At 70.0% G+C, this 20,321-nt stretch carries 17 protein-coding genes; 10 read left to right on the top strand and 7 right to left on the bottom strand.

Annotated elements, in window-relative coordinates; translation table 11 throughout:
* Positions 1–129 precede the first annotated feature (129 nt).
* Positions 130–1,782, bottom strand: a complete 1,653-nt coding sequence (locus J2Y46_RS19515; RefSeq protein ID WP_310244696.1) for an ABC transporter substrate-binding protein — start codon at positions 1,780–1,782, stop codon at positions 130–132.
* 198 nt (positions 1,783–1,980) lie between these two features.
* On the opposite strand from J2Y46_RS19515, the gene J2Y46_RS19510 reads away from it, so the two are divergent.
* Positions 1,981–2,655, top strand: coding sequence for a TetR/AcrR family transcriptional regulator (locus J2Y46_RS19510; protein WP_045298195.1), 675 nt, complete (start codon positions 1,981–1,983; stop codon positions 2,653–2,655).
* On the opposite strand, the gene serC is transcribed toward J2Y46_RS19510, so the two are convergent.
* Complete coding sequence (gene serC / locus J2Y46_RS19505) at positions 2,631–3,746, bottom strand: phosphoserine transaminase (RefSeq protein ID WP_045298197.1); 1,116 nt, start codon at positions 3,744–3,746, stop codon at positions 2,631–2,633. The genes J2Y46_RS19510 and serC overlap by 25 nt on opposite strands.
* A gap of 432 nt (positions 3,747–4,178) precedes the next feature.
* Here serC and J2Y46_RS19500 point away from each other — a divergent pair, with 432 nt between their 5' ends.
* The 4 genes from J2Y46_RS19500 to J2Y46_RS19485 all read left to right on the top strand — a co-directional run bounded on the left by J2Y46_RS19500 (position 4,179) and on the right by J2Y46_RS19485 (position 8,073).
* On the top strand, positions 4,179–5,012 hold the full coding sequence (locus J2Y46_RS19500; protein WP_310244694.1) for a DUF559 domain-containing protein: 834 nt from the start codon (positions 4,179–4,181) through the stop codon (positions 5,010–5,012).
* Between the two features lie 252 nt (positions 5,013–5,264).
* A complete protein-coding gene (locus J2Y46_RS19495) occupies positions 5,265–5,966 on the top strand; it encodes a metal-dependent transcriptional regulator (RefSeq protein ID WP_045298199.1) in 702 nt (233 codons plus the stop codon).
* 313 nt (positions 5,967–6,279) lie between these two features.
* A complete protein-coding gene (locus tag J2Y46_RS19490) occupies positions 6,280–7,194 on the top strand; it encodes a M23 family metallopeptidase (RefSeq protein WP_045298200.1) in 915 nt (304 codons plus the stop codon).
* A 381-nt stretch (positions 7,195–7,575) separates the two neighbouring features.
* Positions 7,576–8,073, top strand: a complete 498-nt coding sequence (locus tag J2Y46_RS19485) for an HNH endonuclease (RefSeq protein ID WP_045298202.1) — start codon at positions 7,576–7,578, stop codon at positions 8,071–8,073.
* Between the two features lie 12 nt (positions 8,074–8,085).
* Here J2Y46_RS19485 and J2Y46_RS19480 read toward each other — a convergent pair whose 3' ends face one another.
* Together J2Y46_RS19480 and J2Y46_RS19475 are read right to left on the bottom strand one after the other, a co-directional pair.
* A complete protein-coding gene (locus J2Y46_RS19480) occupies positions 8,086–8,487 on the bottom strand; it encodes a hypothetical protein (protein WP_310244690.1) in 402 nt (133 codons plus the stop codon).
* A gap of 102 nt (positions 8,488–8,589) precedes the next feature.
* Positions 8,590–9,114 (bottom strand): MarR family winged helix-turn-helix transcriptional regulator, encoded by a 525-nt coding sequence (locus J2Y46_RS19475; RefSeq protein ID WP_045298207.1) that lies wholly within the window; start codon positions 9,112–9,114, stop codon positions 8,590–8,592.
* A 39-nt stretch (positions 9,115–9,153) separates the two neighbouring features.
* On the opposite strand from J2Y46_RS19475, the gene J2Y46_RS19470 reads away from it, so the two are divergent.
* From J2Y46_RS19470 to J2Y46_RS19455, 4 genes are all read left to right on the top strand, one after another.
* Positions 9,154–10,053: an EamA family transporter gene (locus tag J2Y46_RS19470; protein WP_310244689.1), complete on the top strand. Its 900-nt coding sequence runs from the start codon at positions 9,154–9,156 to the stop codon at positions 10,051–10,053.
* Between the two features lie 70 nt (positions 10,054–10,123).
* A complete protein-coding gene (locus J2Y46_RS19465) occupies positions 10,124–10,984 on the top strand; it encodes a hypothetical protein (protein WP_310244687.1) in 861 nt (286 codons plus the stop codon).
* Position 10,985: 1 nt separating this feature from the next.
* Complete coding sequence (locus J2Y46_RS19460) at positions 10,986–12,692, top strand: DNA polymerase Y family protein (RefSeq protein ID WP_310244686.1); 1,707 nt, start codon at positions 10,986–10,988, stop codon at positions 12,690–12,692.
* A 108-nt stretch (positions 12,693–12,800) separates the two neighbouring features.
* Complete coding sequence (locus J2Y46_RS19455) at positions 12,801–16,280, top strand: error-prone DNA polymerase (protein WP_045298214.1); 3,480 nt, start codon at positions 12,801–12,803, stop codon at positions 16,278–16,280.
* Positions 16,281–16,334: 54 nt separating this feature from the next.
* On the opposite strand, the gene J2Y46_RS19450 is transcribed toward J2Y46_RS19455, so the two are convergent.
* Both J2Y46_RS19450 and J2Y46_RS19445 read right to left on the bottom strand, forming a co-directional pair.
* Positions 16,335–16,658 (bottom strand): hypothetical protein, encoded by a 324-nt coding sequence (locus J2Y46_RS19450; protein WP_310244684.1) that lies wholly within the window; start codon positions 16,656–16,658, stop codon positions 16,335–16,337.
* Between the two features lie 127 nt (positions 16,659–16,785).
* Complete coding sequence (locus tag J2Y46_RS19445) at positions 16,786–18,519, bottom strand: FAD-dependent oxidoreductase (protein WP_310244683.1); 1,734 nt, start codon at positions 18,517–18,519, stop codon at positions 16,786–16,788.
* 71 nt (positions 18,520–18,590) lie between these two features.
* Between J2Y46_RS19445 and J2Y46_RS19440 the strand changes: the two genes are divergently transcribed.
* Complete coding sequence (locus tag J2Y46_RS19440) at positions 18,591–19,520, top strand: LysR substrate-binding domain-containing protein (RefSeq protein WP_310244681.1); 930 nt, start codon at positions 18,591–18,593, stop codon at positions 19,518–19,520.
* Between the two features lie 134 nt (positions 19,521–19,654).
* Here J2Y46_RS19440 and J2Y46_RS19435 read toward each other — a convergent pair whose 3' ends face one another.
* A complete protein-coding gene (locus J2Y46_RS19435) occupies positions 19,655–20,230 on the bottom strand; it encodes a hypothetical protein (RefSeq protein WP_310244679.1) in 576 nt (191 codons plus the stop codon).
* Positions 20,231–20,321: the final 91 nt, after the last annotated feature.

The following is a 20,321-nucleotide window of genomic DNA, read 5'->3' as shown; positions in this document are numbered from 1 at the left end:
GATCCGGTGATCACCGTGTGGTGTTGGCGCGTGGTCTCCCCTTATATACCCTTGGGGGGGGGGGGGGGGTTGGGGGGGGGGGGGGGGGGGGGGGGGGGGGGCGGGCCCCCCCCCCCCCGCCGCGGGGTGTCATTCGGCGGGCTGCAGCTTGGTCAGGATCTGCACGATCGCGGGCTGCGTCGGGTCCGCCGAGGCGTACTGGTCGTCCGCAGACGGCCATCCGACGTAGTTGCGGGTGTTGAACTCGCCCAGCAGCGGGTGCGCACCCAGCGGGATGACGGGAACGTTCTCGACGAACGCCTTCTCGATCACCGCGATGGCGGCGTCACGGTCGGCGTCGGACGACGCGTTCGCGTAGGTGTTCAGCGCCGCGGTGACCTCGGGGTCGTCGAAGCGTCCGAAGTTGAAGGCCGCCTTGCCGTCGACGATCCACTTCGGATCCATCGCCGACGTGTACAGGCCGTACGCGTTGCCGGTGTCTTCGAGCCAGTGGATGATCGCCTGGAACGTGCCCTCCTGGCGCGCGGCATCCCAGCCGCCCCAGTCCGGCTGGTCGACCTTGACCTCGATGCCGAGGCCCTCCTTGAGCTCCTCGGCGAGGAGCGCCTGCTCGGTGTTCCAGTCGCTCCAGCCCGCGGGCACCGAGATCGAGAACGTGACGTCCTCGCCGTCGGGGTCGACGAGGGTCTCGCCGTCCCACGTGTAGCCGGCTTCGGTCAGGATCTGGCGAGCCTTGTCGATGTCGACCTCGTAGTTCTGGCCGGCGTACTCGGGCACGATCTCGTCTTCGAGGAGAGTGCCGAGACCTGTCACGCTCCAGATCGCCTCGCTCGCGCCCTCGCGTGCGATGTCGACGTAAGCCTGGCGGTCGATCGTCCACGCCAGCGCCTGACGGAGGGCCGGGTCGTTGAACGGCTTGGTCTGCAGGTTCATGAACAGCGTGCCCGCGCCCGCGGTGGGAGACGCGAGGAACTTGTTGTCGGGATCGGCCGACAGGTAGCTGTCCTCGATCTGCGGGATGAATGCCTGCGCCCAGTCTGCCTCGCCGGTCGCGAGGGCGGTCGTCAGGGCCGCGTTGTCGCCATACGAGACGTAGTGAAGCTCTGGCACGGCCAGCTCGCCGCCCCAGTAGTCGGGGTTCGCGGCGAGGGTGACCGACTCGGTCGTCCACGAGTCGAGCACGTACGGGCCGGTGCCGACAGCCTGGCCCTCACCGGTGACGGGGTCGGTGTTCGGGTCCTTGATGTCCTTCCAGATGTGCTCGGGCACGATCTGGAAGTGGAGCACGCGCGCCTGCTGCGTGTACTTCGAGCTGTTGAAGTCGATGGTGACGGTGTCGCCGTCGACCGTGACGCTCTTGAGGTCGAGCGCGTTGGTGTCGTTGAGCTTGCCGTCGAGCACCTGGTTGTACGAGAAGGCGATGTCGTCTGCCGTGAAGTCCTCGCCGTCGCTCCACTTCACGCCGCTGCGCGCGACGGCGGTGAGCTGCGTGTAGTCGTCGTTCCACTCCACGGACTCCGCGAGCCAGGGTGTGGTCCCCAGGTCGCCGGTCGGGTTCACGAGGGCGAGCGACTCGAAGATGACCTTGCCGTAGCCGTACTTCGAGGCCGAAGAGTCGCCCAGGTAAGGGTTGTTCGACTCCGTGGTGATCGCACCGTCGGGCTTCGCGATGGTGAGCGCCGCTCCTGCGGAGTCGGCGTCGCTGCCGCCGCCGCCCGCGCAGCCGGTGAGCACCAGCGCCGCGGCGACACCGACGGCGGCGAGGGATGTTCTGAGCCTCATTGCTTCTCCTAGATATGTGCACGACATCGTGTCTCCCAGGGGATGACGACGGCGTCAGGGTGATTGCCGGATCAACTTACAATCAAGTAAGTAACTTCGCAAGTAAGGTGATCCGGTGCGTGCGGGCAGGTCGTGCGTAGACTCACAGGCGCGGCGAAGACCCATCCGATCCGCCGACGAAGAAGGGGGCGCCGACCGATGACGGCACAGCGTCGGCAGCCGCGTTCGCGGCCCGAGACACTCGCCCGCAGGCGCGACATCCTGGACGCGGCGGTCGAGATCTTCGGCAGCAAAGGGTTCGCGGGGGGTACGCTCCAGGAGATCGCCGACCAGGTGGGTATGACCCACGCGGGGATCCTGCATCACTTCGGCTCGAAGGACCAGCTGCTCATCGAAGTCCTCCAGCACCGCGACGAGACCGACGTGGCCGATTTGGAGGAACAGCACATCCCCGACGGGATGCCCCTCTTCCGTCACCTCGTTCGCACGGCGTTCGTCAACGAGCATCGTGCGGGGATCGTCCAGGCGTACGCGGTGCTCTCGGCCGAGTCCGTCACGGACGACCACCCGGGCCGGGCCTTCTTCGAGAAGCGCTACCGGACGCTGCGCTCGGAGGTCGCCCACGCATTCGAGGTCGTGTGCGCGGAACGCGGCATCACCACACCCGACACGATCGCCGACGCGTCGACGAGCATCCTCGCCGTCATGGACGGCCTGCAGGTGCAGTGGCTGCTCGATCCGACCGCCGTGGAGCTCGCGCGTGCATCGGAGTTCGCCATCGAGGCGATCGTGACTGCCGTGCTGTCGCCGACCCCGTCACCGCTCGCGGACGGGGCCGACGAACACGCTCAGCCGAGTCGCTCGAGCGTGTAGTCGATGCAGCGGATGAGCTGACGCACGTCGTCCGGGTCGATCGACACGAACGTCGCGATGCGCAGCTGGTTGCGTCCGAGCTTGCGATACGGCTCGGTGTCGACGATGCCGTTGGCGCGGAGGCTCTTCGCCACGGCCGCAGCATCCACCGACGCGTCGAAGTCGATCGTGACGACCACGGGGGAGCGGTCGGCCGCATCGGCGACGAACGGCGTCGCGAACTCGGATGCCTCGGCCCACTCGTACAGCGCCCGCGACGACTCGCGCGTGCGGGCGTCGGCCCACTGCAGGCCACCGGAGGAGAGGATCCAGTCGAGCTGCTTGTCGAGGAGGAACAGCGTGGCGAGCGCTGGGGTGTTGAGGGTCTGGTTGAGCCGCGAGTTGTCGAGCGCGTTCTTGAGGCTCAGGAACTCGGGGATGTAACGGCCCGACGCCGCGATGCGCTCGATGCGCTCGATCGCAGCCGGCGACACCAGAGCGAACCACAGGCCGCCGTCCGAGCCGAGGTTCTTCTGGGGGGCGAAGTAGTAGACGTCGGCCTGGTGCACCGAGAAGTCGATGCCGCCTGCCGCGCTCGTCGCGTCGATGACGGTGAGCGCGCCCTCGTCGCCGTTCACACGCGTGATCGGGGTCGACACGCCGGTCGAGGTCTCGTTGTGCGGCCAGGCGTAGACGTCGACGCCCTCGACCGCCTCGGCGACGGTGCTGGTGCCCGGGTCCGCCTTGCGGACGTCGGGTGCTTCGAGCCATGGTGTCTTCGCCGCGGCGGCGAACTTGCCGCCGAACTCGCCGAACACGAGGTTCTGGCTGCGCTTCTCGATCAGGCCGAAGGCGGCGGCATCCCAGAAGGCGGTCGATCCGCCGTTGCCCAGGATCACTTCGTAGCCGTGCGGAAGCCGGAACAGCTGGCTCAGCTCCGCCCGCACCTGGCCGACCAGATCCTTGACGGGCGCCTGCCGGTGCGACGTGCCCAGGAGTGCCGACCCGGGGCCCGCGAGCGCCTGGAGGTGCGCGGGCGCGATCTTCGACGGGCCGCAGCCGAACCGTCCGTCGGCGGGCAGGATCTCACGGGGCAGGAGGACGTGGGCCATGCGTCGATTCTAGAGATGTGCGCACCGCCGCCCCGCCCGCGTGACAGGTCGTGACGCTCGGGCCCGCTCAGGTCGCAGCATCCGTCCTCCTCTTCGACAGGTCAACCGGGCTTCCACAGGGAGACGGCGCGACCTCGGCTCATGCAGAACCCCGGTTGACCTGTCGAGCCGGGTGACCACGGCGAGATCAGACGTGGGGCGTGCGGCTACAGCTGCTGACAACCCTGCTGCGGGGGCGCTGCGCAGCATCCGTCCGGTACGACAGGTCAACCGGGCGTGCGCAGGATGCGATCCGGGGATCGGCTCATGCAGAACCCCGGTTGACCTGTCGGCCTCCTCCACAGGGGAGGGGACGGATGCTGCGCACGCGAGTTGTTCTGATCGTGCCCAGTACGGCGGTGTGGGGCGTGGCGGAGCCGTGAGCATGCAGGGATGGCGGATCTCATGGTGGAGCTGTACGCACGTGGCGGCGTCGCGCTCAGAGCGGCGCTCATGAAGGCAGGGGTCAGCGGCTACACGATCGAGTGCGCGATGGCCGCGGGCCTCGTGACCAGGCCGCGGCGGGGATGGGTGGCAGTTCCGGATGCTGATCCCCACCTCATGGCGGCGGCGCGGGCGGGCGTGGTGCTCACGTGCATCACGCGGGCCAAGCGCTTAGGGCTGTGGGTCCTCGCCGAGGACGGCCCGCACGTCGGTGCGCCACCGAGCGCGTCGAGGCTGAAGCTGCAGAACCAGAAGGCGACCGTGCACTGGGCCCGGCCGCTCGAGCCGCGCGCGCCGGGAACGCTGGAGGACAGCATCCTGAACACGCTGCTGATTGTCGCGCGGTGTCAGCCGCATGAGAGCGCGCTCGCCGTGTGGGAGTCCGCGCTCAACCTTCAACTCGTCCACAAGGCCGAACTCGCCCGCCTGCCTTTGGCGGAATCCGTTCGAGGACTCCTCGAGGAGGCGACCCCCTTCGCGGACTCGGGGCTGGAGACGATCTTCCGCACGCGGCTGCGTTGGCTCCGGCTTCCTCTCCGATCGCAGATCTGGATTCACGGGCATCGGGCGGACTTCCTCATCGGCGACCGGCTGGTCGTGCAGATCGACGGTGGGCACCACGTCGGGTTGCAGCGCGCCGAGGACGTCGCCCACGACGCGGCGCTCATGCTGCTCGGTCACCACGTCATCCGGGTGACCTACGTGCAGGTGATCGAGCGCTGGCACGAAGTGCAGGACCTGATCATGCGCGCGGTCGCGCAAGGCTTGCACCGGGCTTCCTGACGCTGTGCAGGGAGGTCGTGTGACAGCATCCGCCCCTCCTCCGACCGGTCAACCGGGCTTCCACAGGGCGATGGCGCGACCTCGGCTCATGCAGAACCCTGGTTGACCTGTCGAGCTGCTTCGCAGCGGGGAAGGGGAGCGGACGGATGCTGCTGCCCCAGGTCGTGCGGCGGACGCCGGCCCGGCAGGCCTCGGCGTCGGAAGCAGAGGATAGGCTGTCCTCAGCCCCTTGAGCCCCCTGAGGACACCGCGATGACCGACCTGATCGACACCACTGAGATGTACCTGCGCACGATCCTCGAGCTCGAGGAGGAGAACATCGTGCCGCTGCGGGCGCGCATCTCGGAGCGCCTCGGGCACTCCGGCCCGACGGTGTCGCAGACGATCGGCCGCATGGAGCGCGACGGCCTTGTCGTCGTCTCGGAGGACCGCACCCTCGAGCTCACGGACGCCGGGCGGCAGAAGGCCGTCGACGTCATGCGCAAGCACCGCCTCGCGGAGCGCCTGCTGTCCGATGTCATCGGCCTGGACTGGGCCTACGTGCATGAAGAGGCCTGCCGCTGGGAGCACGTGATGAGCGAGCAGGTCGAGCGTCGGCTCGTCGAGCTGCTGGGTCACCCCACCGAGTCGCCCTACGGCAACCCCATACCCGGCCTCGATCAGCTCGGCGACGTGCCGACCAACGGCTTCGAGCAGGGCGTCGTCGGCCTGGTGCGCCGTCTCAATGACGCCGGCGAGCCCATCAGCGGCACCGTGCGCCGCCTCGCCGAGCCGGCGCAGGTCGACCCCGAACTGCTGCAGCAGCTGAAGGGCGCCGGCGTCGTGCCGGGCGCCTTCGGCGACTACCGCTACAACGAGGGCTACGTCCTCGTACAGATGCAGGGCAGCGACGAGGGTCTGGAGCTCCCGGTCGAGATCGCGTCGCACATCTTCCTCGTCGACGAGGTCCGCTGAGCTGGGCGCGTTCCGCTGAATGGGACGGCCCGGACGGTGTTTCCGGGCCTGGAGCGCTGTTCGACGGTGCCGGATGCCGCATTCCGCGGGCATCGTCGACGCACTGTGCGGAGATTGCCAGGCGAGGAGCGTGACATAACCGTGACCTTCGGGTAGCCTCGAAAAGTCCAACAGGCGAGAAGCCCGCCGTCCGGACCCCGCGTGGATTGCCTCACCGGCTCGTCGTCCACATGTGGTGAAGCCCGCACATCGTGCCCCGACACCGAGTGCTGACGAGCCAGGCGCCCCGGCGCAGAGGCGCCGGAGGACAAGTTTGGCTGAAGAGATCGAGTCGCACGCGAACGTGCCCGAGCACGCCGCGGCGGACCAGAACCGTCGTGCGCGCAATCGGAAGACCCCCGTGCGACGATCCCGCGCCGTCGCGCCCGCGAAGCCGACCGCGGCCACGGCGCAAGCCCGCCCCGCCGCGTCCTCGAAGAAGGGCCGAGTGGTCAAGCCGCTGCGCAGCCTCGTGGTGCTGACGATGGTGGGCGGTCTCGTCGCCACCGTCGCGATCCCGGCGTTCGCCGCAGGCGCCACCGCCGTTGCCGAGGATTCCAAGACGATCCAGCAGATGGCCGTCGACGACGCGCAGACGTTCGTCGCGGCATCCGACGCGAATGCCAGCGAGCTGTCGCGCGAGAGCTACGCGGCCACCACCGCGGAAGAGATCGAGAAGAAGAAGGCTGAAGAGGCCGCTGCCGAGCGGGCCCGTCAGGTCGCGGCCGCTGCCGCATCTGCGGCGAAATCGCGGGGCACGGTCCCGCAGAACATCGCCCTGACCTCGCCGGGAACCGGCGAGGTGCGCTGGCCCCTCCTCAATTTCACGAAGGGCCGCGGTCTCTGGGACTCCGGCTACCACCAGGGCGTCGACCTGCTCACCTCGTGCGGTACGCCGATCTACGCGGCAGCGGCGGGCGTGGTCAAGGTCTCGCAGGAGAGCTACGGCGGCTACGGTGTCGGCATCTCGATCGACCACGTCATCGGCGGCCAGCAGGTCAACACGCTCTACGGACACATGACCTACGGCAGCCGCCAGGTGTCGGTCGGCCAGAGCGTCTCGGCGGGCCAGCTCATCGGACTCGTCGGCAGCACCGGCAGCTCCACCGCGTGCCACCTGCACTTCGAGGTCCACATCAACGGCTCGGTCGTCGACCCGTGGGCGTGGCTGCAGACCAACGCAGGCTGAGCCCGGCGGGGCCTGACACACAGACCTTCTGCAATCACATCGGAGAACGGATGCCTCGAACCGAGGCATCCGTTCTCTTCTTCGTTACCCGACACGCCATCAGCCGTTCAGCCTTGCCGCGCCCCGGGCGTGTCGCGGTGGGTTACCCTAGGACTCGACGCTGAGAGAGCGGAGGGAGCCGATGGGCTGCACACCACGCATCCGAACCATGGATGCGCTTGGACGCCTCGTCCTTCGGCATTGCACGAGCGGATGCCGCGGCACTGCCGTGGCGCCAGGGCGCTGTCTGTAGACAGCGCCTTTTTTCATGCCCCTGCGCCCTTGATCGTCGCGCAAGTCGAATAACCGAGAAGCCGTCCCGGCCATTCGAGAGGATGATCAATGCGCACTCTGGTGCTGAATGCGGGCTACGAGCCCCTCGCGGTCGTGTCGTTCAAGCGGGCGCTCGTGCTCGTGATGAACGAGAAGGCCACCGTGGTGGAACACACCGAGACCGATCCGGTGTGGGGCACCCGACGATCGTACGAACGACCGGCCGTGATCATCCTCACCCGCTATGTGCGGGTGCCCGGCGGTCGCCACGTGCCGGTGACCCGTCGGGGCGTGCTCCGTCGCGACAACCACCACTGCGCCTACTGCGGCAAGGCCGCGTCGACGATCGACCACGTGCTGCCGCGCTCGCGCGGCGGGGCCGACTCGTGGGAGAACCTCGTTGCATGCTGCCTGCGGTGCAACAACATCAAGAGCGATCGCACGCCGCAGGAGATGCACTGGGAGCTGCGGTTCACGCCGCGACCGCCCCGAGGTGCGCAATGGACCGTCCGCGGCACGGAGCGCACCGACCCGCGATGGGAGCCGTACCTCGCCCTCGCGGCGTGATCGCATGCGGCGTCACGAGAGCGCGAGGCCCGCGACTTCGAGGGCGAGCAGCGTCGCGGTCACGAAAGCGAGCCCGGTGTAGACGAGGTCCTCGAACCAGTCGAACAGCCCGGGTCTGCGCGCGGGCATCATCTTCGGGTTGTAGTAGAAGATCGACACCAGGATCACGAGCACGGAGAAGACGAGCCCGATCCAGGCTGCGAAGGGCACGCCCACGAAGAGCAGCACGATCACGATGGCGGCGAGCACGTACAGCCACAGCCCCTGGACGAAGGCCCGCATCGAGTCGTACCGCGACGTGCCCGCTTTGGCGGTCGCCCGCCAGAACTCGTAGATCAGCGACAGCGCGAACGACACGATCAGCACCCACGCCGACACTGATTCGAGCAGGCTGGGGTGGACGGCACCGTCCATGGGCTGGGCTCCTCGCAGGTCTCGTGGAGCGAGCCCACGGTCGGCCTCACGCTAGCGGGTCGCAGGCCGTGACGGGAAGATGCGTCCGTCGATGCTGGTGCGTCAGCTCCCGTCGAGGATGCGCAGCCAGCGGGTGAGGATCGGCTCGAGGGCCGCGGCATCCGTCGTCCCGAGCTCGTCGAGGATGCGGCGCTCGTTCGCGAGGTGCGCGGCGATGGCGCGATCGATGAGGTCCCGCCCTTCCGGGGTGAGTCGCACCAGGCGCTTCCGGGCGTCGGATGCCTCGGCTCGCCGCTCCACGAGCCCTCGGGCTTCGAGGCGGTCGACGCGCTTGGTCAGGCCGCCCGTGGTGACGAGGGTGTGGTCGGCGAGCTCGCCGGCGGCGCGTTCGAACGGCGTGCCGGCGCGGCGGAGCGTGGCCAGGACGTCGAACTCGCCCTCGCTGAGGCCGAACTCGCCGTAGACCGCGACGAGGCGCTCGGTGAGCTCGAGCGCGACGAGGTGCAGGCGCCCGATCACGCCCTGCGGCGACGGGTCGAGGTCGGGGCGCTCACGGCGCCACTCCCGCTGGATCTCACCGACGCGGTCGAGCGGTTCGTCGTGTGGGGAACGGTCGTCGGCGGCCATGCGACCATCTTATCTTCCCGGTAAGATAAAGTATCTTCCATGGAAGATAAGCGATGGATGTGGATCCTCGTGACGGCGATCGCCCCGATCGCGTGGGGGAGCGGGTATGTCGTCACGCACAGCCTGCTGCCGGCGGAATCCCCGCTGTGGGGCGGCGTGCTGCGGGCGCTTCCGGCTGGGCTCATCGTGCTGCTTCTCGCGCGCCGACTCCCGCGCGGATCGTGGTGGTGGCGCTCGCTCGTGCTCGGCACCCTGAACGTCGGCGGCTTCTTCGTGCTCGTGTACGTCGCCGGCCAGCGGTTGCCGTCGAGTCTGGCCGCGACGCTGATGTCGGCATCTGCGGCGTGCATGCTGCTGTTCGCGTGGCTGCTGCTGCGTCGCCGGCCGAGGCTCGCCGCCGTCGTGGGGGCGACCGTGGGCCTCGTCGGCGTGGGGGTGATGCTGGGCTTCGACGCGGAAGGCGCCGATCCTTGGGGTGTCGCCGCGTCGCTCGGTGCGATGGTCGCCTCGTCGATCGGGTTCGTGCTCACGGCGCGGTGGGGCTCCGACGTCCCCGCGCTGCCGATGACGGCGTGGCAGCTCGTCGCCGGCTCGATCGTGCTGCTGCCGGCCGCGGTGCTGGTCGAAGGTGCCCCCCCGGCGCTCACCGTACCGTCGGCGCTCGGCTTCGCGTATCTCACGCTCGTCGCGACCGCGCTCGCGTACGTCGCGTGGTTCGCGGGGCTGCGACGCCTGTCTCCGGGTGCGGTCGGCGTGGTCGGACTGCTCAATCCGGTCACCGGCGTCGTTCTCGGGGTGGCGGTCGCGGGGGAGGCGTTCGGGGTGCCGCAGGCTGCGGGGGTCGGTCTCGTGCTCGTCGGGATCGTGCTGGGTGCGGCGCCTGCAGGGCGGGCTGTGCGCCTGGGTACCGCGCCATCTGCCTTGCAGTCTCGAACATAACTGTCGGAACCTGGTACTACTCTCATTCCCAGCGGTTGAAGGACTAGAACATCTGTTCTAGAATGTGGGAATGAGGGCGATCGTGCAGCTCACGGCACAGCACGTGCACGAGGCCGTCGGCCAGACGCCGACGGGCACCGTCCCCGTTGCCCTCGGTGCGCCGGGGACGCCTCCTCTCGGCCCTGCAGGCATGTCTTCTGAAGGCGCGTCTTCTCCAGGCACGTCTTCTCCCAGCACCGTCGCGCAGCTGCGCGCCCAGGTCGAGCGGGTGCAGGGCCGACGACTCGACGCGCCGGTGCTGCCGGTGCATCCCGCGCTCGCCTCGCTGCTTCCCGGAGGCGGTCTTCGCCCGGGTTCCGCTTACTCCCTCCCACGTTCGACGTCGGTGCTGCTGGCGCTTCTGGCACAGCCGTCGCAGTCCGGGTCGTGGTGCGGGGTGATCGGCATGCCGCGGCTCGGCGCCGAGGCAGCCGAGGGGCTGGGGGTCGATCTGTCGCGGCTCGTGCTCATCCCCGACCCGGGTGCGCGCTGGCTCGCGGTGACCTCGACCGTCGCCGAGGTGCTGCCGGTGGTCGCGGTGCGCCCGTCGGGGCGGGCGGCCGACGGCGAGATCGCACGCCTGGCGGCGCGGCTGCGCGACCGTGGTGCGGTGCTGCTCGTGCAGGGGCCGTGGCCGCAGGCCGAGGCCGTGATCGAGGTGGGCGAGCCGGCGTGGGAAGGCGTCGGCCGCGGGCACGGGTACCTCGCCGGCCGGGCGGTGACGCTCATGTCGTCCAGTCGGCGCTGGCCGCGTTCGCGACGGGCGCGCGTGATGCTTCCGGATGCTGAGGGGCACGTCTCCGCCGCGCCCGAGCGCATGCGCCCCGTCGAGGCGCTGCCCTCGGCCGAGTCCGCGGAGAGCTTCCCGCAGCGGATCAGGGCGGTGGGGTGACATGACCCCCGGTGTGCCGGTGCGGAGCCTCGTGCTGTGGTTCCCCGACTGGCCTGTCACGGCTCTCGAGCGAGAGGCGGGTGCGGCCGCGGCCGCCGAGGACTCGGTCGGGCCGCGGCCGGGCGCTCGGACGGATGCGGCGCAGGAGAAGCTCGAAGCGAAGCCTCCGGTCGCCGTTGTGGAGCGCAACCTCGTGGTCGCGTGCTCGGCGTCCGCGCGTGCAGAGGGAGTGCGCCGCGGGCAGCGCCGGCGCGATGCCCAGGCTCGGTGCCCCGGGCTGACGCTGGTCAACGCGGACGCCGCCCGTGATCACCGCGCATTCGCCCCGGTCGTGTCGCTGATCGAAGAGAGGGCGCCCGGCGTGCAGCTGGTGCGTCCGGGGCTGTGCGCGCTGCGCGCGCGTGGTCCGGCGCGGTACTACGGCGGCGAGGTCGAGGCCGCCCGCATGCTGATCGACACCCTCCACGGGGCAGGGCTCGGCGGGGTGCGGGTGGGCATCGCCGACGGGCCGTTCACTGCGGAGCAGGCGGCGCGCGGCGGCACGAGCGCCGTCGATCCGGTCTTCGTCGTGCCCACCGGTGGTGCGGCAGGCTTCCTCGCCCCGCTGCCGGTCTCGGTGCTCGACGCGTCCGCGCTGCTCGGCACCGGCGCGGCGGCGGCGAAGGAGGCGACGGACCTCGTCGGCCTGCTCGCCCGGCTGGGCGTGCAGACCCTCGGCGGGTTCGCCGAGATGCCGACCGATCGCGTGCGCGAGCGGTTCGGCGAGCGGGGCGTCCGGCTTCACGCGCTCGCCGCAGGGCGAGACTCGCGACCGGTCCAGCCGCGCACGCCGCCGCCCGAGCTGCAGCGGGAGATCGCGTTCGAGCCGCCCCTCGAGATCGCCGATCAGGTGGCGTTCGCCATGCGCGTCACCGCCGACGACTTCGTCGCGGGTCTCGGCGCCGTCGACCTCGTCTGCACCGAGCTGCGGGTCGAACTCGTCGGAGACCGGGGGGAGCGCAGCGAGAGGGTGTGGTTGCATCCCGGCTCGTTCGACGCCGCGGCGGTCGTCGACCGCGTGCGGTGGCAGCTCGCGGAGGACGTCGGGGCGGGAGACACGGCCGGAGGCGGGCTGCGCAGCGGGGTGACGCTCGTGCGGATCTCGCCGGAAGCGGTGGATGCAGCATCCCATCATGCTCCGGCGCTGTTCGGCGGCGGACCCGAGGAGCGGGTGCACCACGCGCTGTCGCGCGTGCAGGCGATGCTCGGGCACCGTGGCGTGCTGACCCCCGCGATCGGCGGTGGGAGGTGGCTGGCCGAGCGCCAGGTGCTCGTGCCCTGGGGAGACAAGGACGAACGCGACCGGAAGGCGGCCGGCGCCGGCGGCCTCGCAGCGCAGCGCGCGCGACCCTGGCCGGGGAGCCTGCCAGATCCGCTGCCGACGACGGTGTTCGCCGACCCGGTGCCGGTCGACGTGCGGGCGCTCGGCGGCGAGCTGGTCGACGTCGACGAGCGGGGGAACGTCTCGGCCGTGCCCGCGCTCTTCATCGAGAGCGGCCGCCGTCGCCCGATCGAGGCGTGGGCGGGGCCGTGGCCGGTGGTCGAGCGCGGATGGGATGCCGCCCGCTCGCGCCGCGCGCACCGGTTCCAGGTCGTCGACGCCGACGGGTCCGCGTGGCTGCTGGTGTGCGACGGCGACGCCTGGACGGCGGAGGCCACTTATGACTGACACTTCCCGTCGGTCGTCGAGCGTGCCAGGAACACGGTCGTTGCGCGAGCTTGCGAGTCGAAACGCAGAGACGAGAGGCCCCGAGCCCACGAGGAACAGGGGTCGCTGATGGGCTTCAACAACCCCGGTGTGCCGTGGTCCGAGATGGAGCGCGTGCTGAGCGGCCGCCGCAGGCCCGATGCGCCGCCGGTGGGCGCGGACGGCGGCGACAGCCCTGCGTGGTCGCACAAGCGAGGGCCGTATGTCGCACCCGAGATCGAGCGCCCGGCCGATGCGATCCCGTACGCCGAGCTGCACGCCCACTCGTCGTACTCGTTCCTCGACGGGGCTTCCTCACCCGAGGAGCTCGCCGAGGAGGCGGAGCGTCTGGGGCTGCATGCCCTCGCGGTCACCGATCACGACGGGTTCTACGGCATCGTCCGGTTCGCGGAGGCCGCGGAGTCGCTGCAGCTCAAGACCGTGTTCGGCGCCGAGCTGTCGCTCGAGCTGCCGAAGCCGCAGAACGGCGAGGCGGATCCGGTCGGCGCACACCTGCTGGTACTCGCCCGCGGTGAGGAGGGGTACCACCGGCTGGCGGGTGCGATCACGCACGCGCAGCTGCAGGGGGCGGAGAAGGGCAGGCCGGTCTACGACCTCGAGGAGCTCGCCGCACAGGCGGCGGGGGAGTGGGCGGTGCTCACCGGGTGCCGAAAGGGGGCGGTGCGCCGCGCACTCGCTGAGAGCCCCGACGCGGCAGCCGGCGAACTCGATCGCCTCGTGACGCTGTTCGGGAAGGACAACGTGCATGTCGAGCTCATCGACCACGGCAATCCGCTCGACACCCGCGACAACGACGTGCTCGTGGGGCTCGCGCGGGAGCGGGGCCTCCCGCTCCTCGCGACCAACAACGTCCATTACGCCGTGCCGAAGCGGCAGCTGCTCGCCGCGGCGGTCGCCGCCGTGCGTGCGAACCGCGGTCTCGACGAGCTCGACGGATGGCTGCCCGCTCACGCCGGTGCCCATCTGCGGTCGGGGGCCGAGATGGCGGAGCGCTTCGTGCGGTTCCCGGATGCCGTCGCCCGGACCGTGACGCTCGCCGACGAGCTCGCCTTCCCGCTGCGCAAGGCCAAGCCCGCGCTCCCGAAGCAGAGGGTGCCCGAAGGGCACACGCCGATGTCGTGGCTGCGGCACCTGGTGTGGGAGGCGGTGCCGCGCAAATACCCCGACCTGACGGAGGAGAACCGGGCGCGCATCGAGAAGGAGCTCGGGGTCATCGAGGTGAAGGACTTCCCGGGCTACTTCCTGATCGTTCACGGCATCGTGCAGTTCGCTCGGAGCCAGGGCATCCTCTGTCAGGGGCGCGGGTCCGCCGCCAACAGCGCCATCTGCTACCTGCTCGACATCACCGCCGTCGACGCGATCGCGTACGACCTGCCGTTCGAGCGGTTCCTGTCGAGCCTGCGTGAGGAAGAGCCCGACATCGACGTCGACTTCGACTCCGACCGTCGTGAAGAGGTCATCCAGTGGGTATACCGGGAGTACGGGCGCGACCGTGCGGCGCAGGTCGCGAACGTCATCCAGTACCGCCCCAAGAACGCCGTGCGCGATATGGCCAAGGCGCTGGGGCATTCGCCGGGGCAGCAGGACGCCTGGTCGAAGCAGATCGAGGGCTGGGGGGCCCTCCTCGAGACCGGCGCCGGCCACGACATCCCCGATCAGGTGCTGGAGTTCGCGTCAGAGCTGCTCAAGGCGCCGCGGCATCTCGGCATCCACTCCGGCGGCATGGTGCTCACCGACCGCCCGGTGGGCGAGGTCGTGCCGATCGAGCACGCGCGCATGGAGAACCGCACGGTGATCCAGTGGGACAAGGACGACGCCGCCTGGATGGGTCTCGTGAAGTTCGACCTGCTGGGCCTCGGGATGCTGGCCGCCCTGCAGTACTGCTTCGACATGATCCGCGCCTCGACGGGGGAGGACTGGGAGCTGTCGACGATCCCGAAGGAGGAGAAGGCTGTCTACGACATGCTGTGCCGCGCCGACTCGATCGGGGTGTTCCAGGTGGAGTCGCGCGCCCAGATGGGGCTTCTCCCGCGCCTGCAGCCGCGTCGGTTCTACGACCTCGTGATCGAGATCGCGCTCATCCGCCCCGGCCCCATCCAGGGCGGGGCGGTGCATCCCTTCGTCAAGCGCAAGCTCGGACAGGAGAAGGTGACCTATCCCCACCCCAAGCTCGTGTCGGTGCTCGAGCGCACGATGGGGATCCCGGTGTTCCAGGAACAGCTCATGCAGATGGGCATGGCAGTCGGCGGGCTCACCGGCGAGGACGCCGACCTGCTGCGCCGCGCCATGGGCTCCAAACGCGGGATCGAGCGCATCGACTCGCTGAAGAAGAAGCTGTACGCCGGCATGGCCGAGAACGACCTCGTGGGCGAGGAGGCCGACGCGATCTACGCCAAGATCCAGGCATTCGCGAACTTCGGCTTCGCGGAATCGCACTCCCTGTCGTTCGCGCTGCTCGTATACGCCAGCTCCTGGATCAAGCTGCACTATCCGGCGGCGTTCCTCGCGGGGCTGCTGCGGGCGCAGCCGATGGGCTTCTACTCTCCGGCGACCCTCGTGGGCGACGCGCGCCACCACGGTGTCGAGGTGCGCCGTCCCGACCTGCATCTCTCGGGCAGCGAGGCGGTGCTCGAACCCTCCTCCCGGGCGTCGAGCGAGGGTGGAACGCGGTCCTTGAGCGAGCTTGCTAGTCGAAACGCAGAGACGAAGCGCCCCGAGCCCGGCGAAGACATCTCATCGAGACCGACCGGCCTCGACTCCTGCGTCGAGCGGAAGCAGCCGCCGGTCGGGCTCTTCGACCTCGACGCGCCCGACGAGTCCGCCGCGCACCGCCGCGACGGGAGGTTCGCGGTGCGGCTGGGCCTGGCCGGAGTGAAGGGGATCGGGGCGACGGTCGCGCAGCGCATCGTCACCGCGCGCGAAACGGGCGGGCTGTTCCGCGACCTCCGCGATCTCGTGCGGCGCACCAGCATCACCGCGGTGCAGGTCGAGGCGCTCGCCACGGCGGGGGCGTTCGAATGCCTCGGTCTCAGCCGGCGCGAGGCGATCTGGCTCGCCGGTTCTGCGGCGCAGGACCGCCCCGAGTTCCTGCCGGACTCGCTCATCGCGGTGCAGCCGCCGCTGTTCGCCGATCCCACCAGCTACGAGCGCCTGGCCGCCGACCTGTGGGCGACGGGCATCTCGACCGACGACCACCCGATCACCCACTACCGCTCCGGGCTCGATGCGCGGGGCGTCCTGACCTCCCGCGGGCTGCGCAGTCACGAGGTCGGCCGCCGCGTCGAGGTCGCCGGGCTCGTGACTCACCGGCAACGGCCGGCGACAGCATCCGGAATCACGTTCCTGAATCTCGAGGACGAGCACGGACTCGTCAACATCGTGTGTTCCCTCGGCGTCTGGAATCGCTACCGCCGCATCGTTCGCGATTCCCCGGCGCTCATCGCGCGTGGCATTCTCGAGCGCTCGGCCGAGGGCGTGACGAACCTCATCGCGGACGCGTTCGAAGACCTCCGTGTCGGCGTGCAGCACCGCGCGAGGGACTTCCGCTGACGGATGCCGCCACGCCGGCACTGTCCTTCGGCAGCGGGTGATCGAGTCGGCTGGTCAGATCTCGTCGTTCCAGTCGTCGTGCGAAGCGGGGAGGTCGATCACCGCGACCGGGCGCAGGCGTCGTTGGATCGATTTCAAGCGGGCGACCGCGGACTCGTCGACGAGTTCGTCGTCGCTGTCGGCATCGCGTGCGACCATCTGGCTCGCCGGACCGATGAGCACCGTCACCTCGCCCACGGATCCGTCCGGCTCCCTGGTCGGAACCGTCACCGCCTCCGCCTCACCGGCCTCGGCCAGCGCCTGGCCGCAGCCCAGCAGCGCGGCTGCGATGTCGTTCCCCGTCACGAATTCGCTTCCCGCGTAGGTCACCCTCTTCACGAGGCCTTTCTACCTGGTGCACCCGCGTTCGCTCTCGGGGGTTGCAGCCTGCGGCCGAACGGGGTAGACCCCGGACCCCGCCGCTCCGGCGGGTCCGGGGTCACCCGGGGGGCATCGCGTCGGCGGCCTACTCGACGAGCTTCCCGGCGACCGACACCTCGCGCATCAGCGCGGCGATCTCGGCGGGAATGGGCGGGATCGGCTCTCGCACGACTCCGGTGGAGGAAGACCACACCAGGTTGACCTGCAGCTCGGGATCGATGTCGGGGTAGTCGCTGCGGTTGTGGCAGCCGCGTGTCTCGCGCCTCTCCAGCGCGGCTTCGAGGGTCGCGCGGGCGGCGAGTACCGCCGACTTCAGGTCGAACGCGTGCGCGAGGTCGTGGTAGCCCGCGATGTCGGGGTGCACCCCGATGTCGGCCATCCGCGCCTCGATCGCGTCGAGCTCGGCGAGGCCGGTGAGCAGCCCCTGTTCGTCGCGCACCACTCCGGCGTGCTCGGTCATGGTGTCGCGGATCGCCCGCTGGAGTGCCCGGACGTTCTCGGTTCCGGATGCGGCGAGCAGATCGTCGATCTCGGCGCGAGCGGTCGCGACGGCCGCGGCCGAGCGCTTCTGGGCGGGCAGCGCCGCGGAGTACGTGGCGGCCGCCTGTCCGACGATGCGACCGAACACCAGGAGCTCGATCAGCGAGTTGCCGCCGAGGCGGTTGGCGCCGTGGAGTCCCGAGGACGCCTCGCCGATCGCGTAGAGGCCCGGGACATCGGTGGAGTGGTCCGACGAGCGCACCCACACACCGCCCATCGAATAGTGCGCCGTCGGCGCGATCTCGATCGGCTCCTTGGTGATGTCGAGCATCTGCAGCTCGAGCATCGTCTGATACACGCGGGGAAGGCGGGTCATGATCGTCTCTCGCGGGAGGTGGGAGACATCCAGCCAGACGCCGCCGTTCGGCGTGCCACGGCCCTCCTTGATCTCGGTGTAGCAGGCCAGGGCAACGCGGTCGCGCGTGGACAGCTCGAGTCGCTCGGGGTCGTACTTGTGCATGAACCGCTCGCCGAGCCCGTTGCGCAGGATGCCGCCCTCGCCGCGCGCCGCCTCGGAGATGAGGGTCCCGGCAGCGTTCTCAGGCTCGATGATCCCGCTGGGGTGGAACTGCACGAGCTCGGGGTCCCGAAGGCGGCCGCCCGCCTCCACCGCGAGGCGGAACGAATCACCGGTGTTCTCGTCGCGCCGCGAAGACGTGCGTCGCCAGATGCGGTTGTGGCCGCCCGCGGCGAGGATCACCGCGTCGGCGTGGATCAGATAGCGCGTGCCGTCCTCGAGATCGAACCCGTACGCGCCGAAGACCGCGCCGTCGTCGTTCACGAGGATGCGCGTCACGTACACGGTGTCGAGGATGGGCACCTGCAGCTGCACGGCGCGGTTGATCAGCGTGCGCTGGATCTCGAGCCCCGTGTAGTCGCCGGCGAACGCGGTGCGACGGTACGTGTGCGCACCGAAGAAGCGCTGCGAGATGCGGCCATCGTCCTCCCGGGCGAACGGCATCCCGTAGCGCTCGAGGTCTTCGATCCCGCGGGCGGCGCCCGACGTGACGATCTCGACGGTGTGCGGGTTGGCAAGGAGGTAGCTCTCCTTCAGCGTGTCGGCGGCGTGTTGCTGCCAGCTGTCGTCGGCATCCATGGTGCCGAGGGCGGCGTTGATGCCGCCGGCGGCGAGGGAGGTGTGGGCGTCGGACTTCGGTCGCTTGCCCAGGGCGAGGACGTCGACGCCGGCCTCGGCGAGTTCGATGGCCGCGCGGAGACCGGAACCGCCGGTGCCGATCACGAGGACGGTGGTGGAAAGCTGGCGTTCTGCAGGGATCACGTCAGACACGCTAGGCAGTTCCCTTCCATTACTCCAATGCATATTCGTGGTCGAATCCATAGCGATACGCTATGCGTGTGAATCTCGAGCAGCTCCGCGCCTTCGTCGCCGTCGCTCAGCTGGGCAATTTCACCCGTGCGGCCGATCAGCTCCACCTCGCGCAGCCGTCGCTCAGCCGCCAGATCTCGACGCTCGAGCAGAGCCTGGGGGCCGAGCTGTTGCACCGGGCACGAACGGGCAGCACGCTGACCGCCGCGGGGGAGTCGCTGCTTCCCCTCGCGCGGCGGATGCTGGCGGACGCGGCATCCGTCCGCCGTGAACTCGACGAACTGGCCGGCCTCCAGCGCGGGCGTGTGCGCCTGGGCGCGACCCCGACCCTGTGCATCAGCCTCGTCGCCGAGGTGCTGAGCGCCTTCCACGCCGCGCATCCGGGGATCGAACTGCACATCACCGAGAGCGGTTCGCGCGGACTGCTGGATCACCTGGCCGGCGGCGAGCTGGATCTCGCATTGATCACGACGTCGGGTGCGGCGTCCGCGGAGCGGTTCAGCGTCGCGCCCCTCCTCGTCGAGGAGCTGGTGGTCATCTCTTCGGCCGGTGCCCCACCGCTCACGGCGCGAGAGAGCATCGGCCTCGGTGAGGTGGCGGGTCTGCCGCAGGTGGCGTTCAGCTCGACGTACGATCTTCGCGCGACGACCGACGCGGCGTTCGCGGCCGCGGGCCTGTCGCCGAGCACCGTGATCGAGGGTGCGGAGATGGACGCGGTGCTGCGTTTCGTCGAGAGGGGGATCGGCGTCGCGATCGTGCCCGCGATGGTGCTCATCGAGCGCTCAGGGCTGCGCTCGGTGCGCCTTTCCGATCCGACGCTGACGCGCACCATCAGCATCGCCCGCGTCGCCGACATCTCGGCGACGGCGGCCGTCGAGGTGATGCAGCAGACGATCGTCCGCACCGCTGCCGCGCTCGCCGCGGGACCGCAGGCAACGATGCGGCTCGCCTAGCCGAAGGACGAGACCGGATCGGTCCCCGCTCTCCCTCCACGCGCCGCCGCGCCGCTGCGCCGCCGGAGCCTCAGGGGCGGGGTGCCAGCTGCGCCCGCGGCATCCGTGAGCCGGATGACGCGACCGCCGATGCGTCAGGATGTGGGGGAGCCGTCGGGGTGGATGCAACCCGGCGGCTCAGAGTTGCCGCTGAGCGTGAAGTCCTCGCACGTGAGGAACCGGCTCTGGTTGAGACCCAGGACGAAGGACGCGACGGCGATGGCGGCGACGATGGCGAAGATGCCGAGTCGCACCCGCGGCGAATAGTCGGCGATCACGTCGGGCCACACGGTGCGCACGACCACCCACAGTGTGAACGGGATCCCGACGAGTCCGACCACGACCGCGAGAACATCGAACAGGTTGCCCCAGAGATCGTCCGCGGCGGGGGCGCTCGTGAAGGACAACACGAGCCACAGCGAAGGGATGACGAGCGCGATGGCACGGCCCACCTTCACCCGTGGCCGCGCCGGCTGGAACAGCACCACGACGAAGCCGGCCGTCGCGACCACCCACACCGTCAGAAGCTGGTCGAAGAAAGGGGTGTGCCACGCCCCGAGCGTGAATGCCGGCCACCAGATCGCGCCGCTCATTCCGATGAGGACGATGCCGATGCCGCGATAGCGGGAGGGCGTCTTCGAGGCGCCGTCGGGCGCGGGTGTCGCTGTCATCCCGGTCCTCTCCGGCGTGGTCCGTGTGACGTGCACAGTATTGCATTCGAGTGGAACGGCGGCAGATCGCGGGCGTGAACTCGTGTGGCGA

The sequence above is a fragment of the Microbacterium sp. BE35 genome (assembly GCF_031457705.1).
GTDB lineage: Bacteria > Actinomycetota > Actinomycetes > Actinomycetales > Microbacteriaceae > Microbacterium > Microbacterium trichothecenolyticum.
This window is presented reverse-complemented; position numbering and strand designations above follow the sequence as displayed.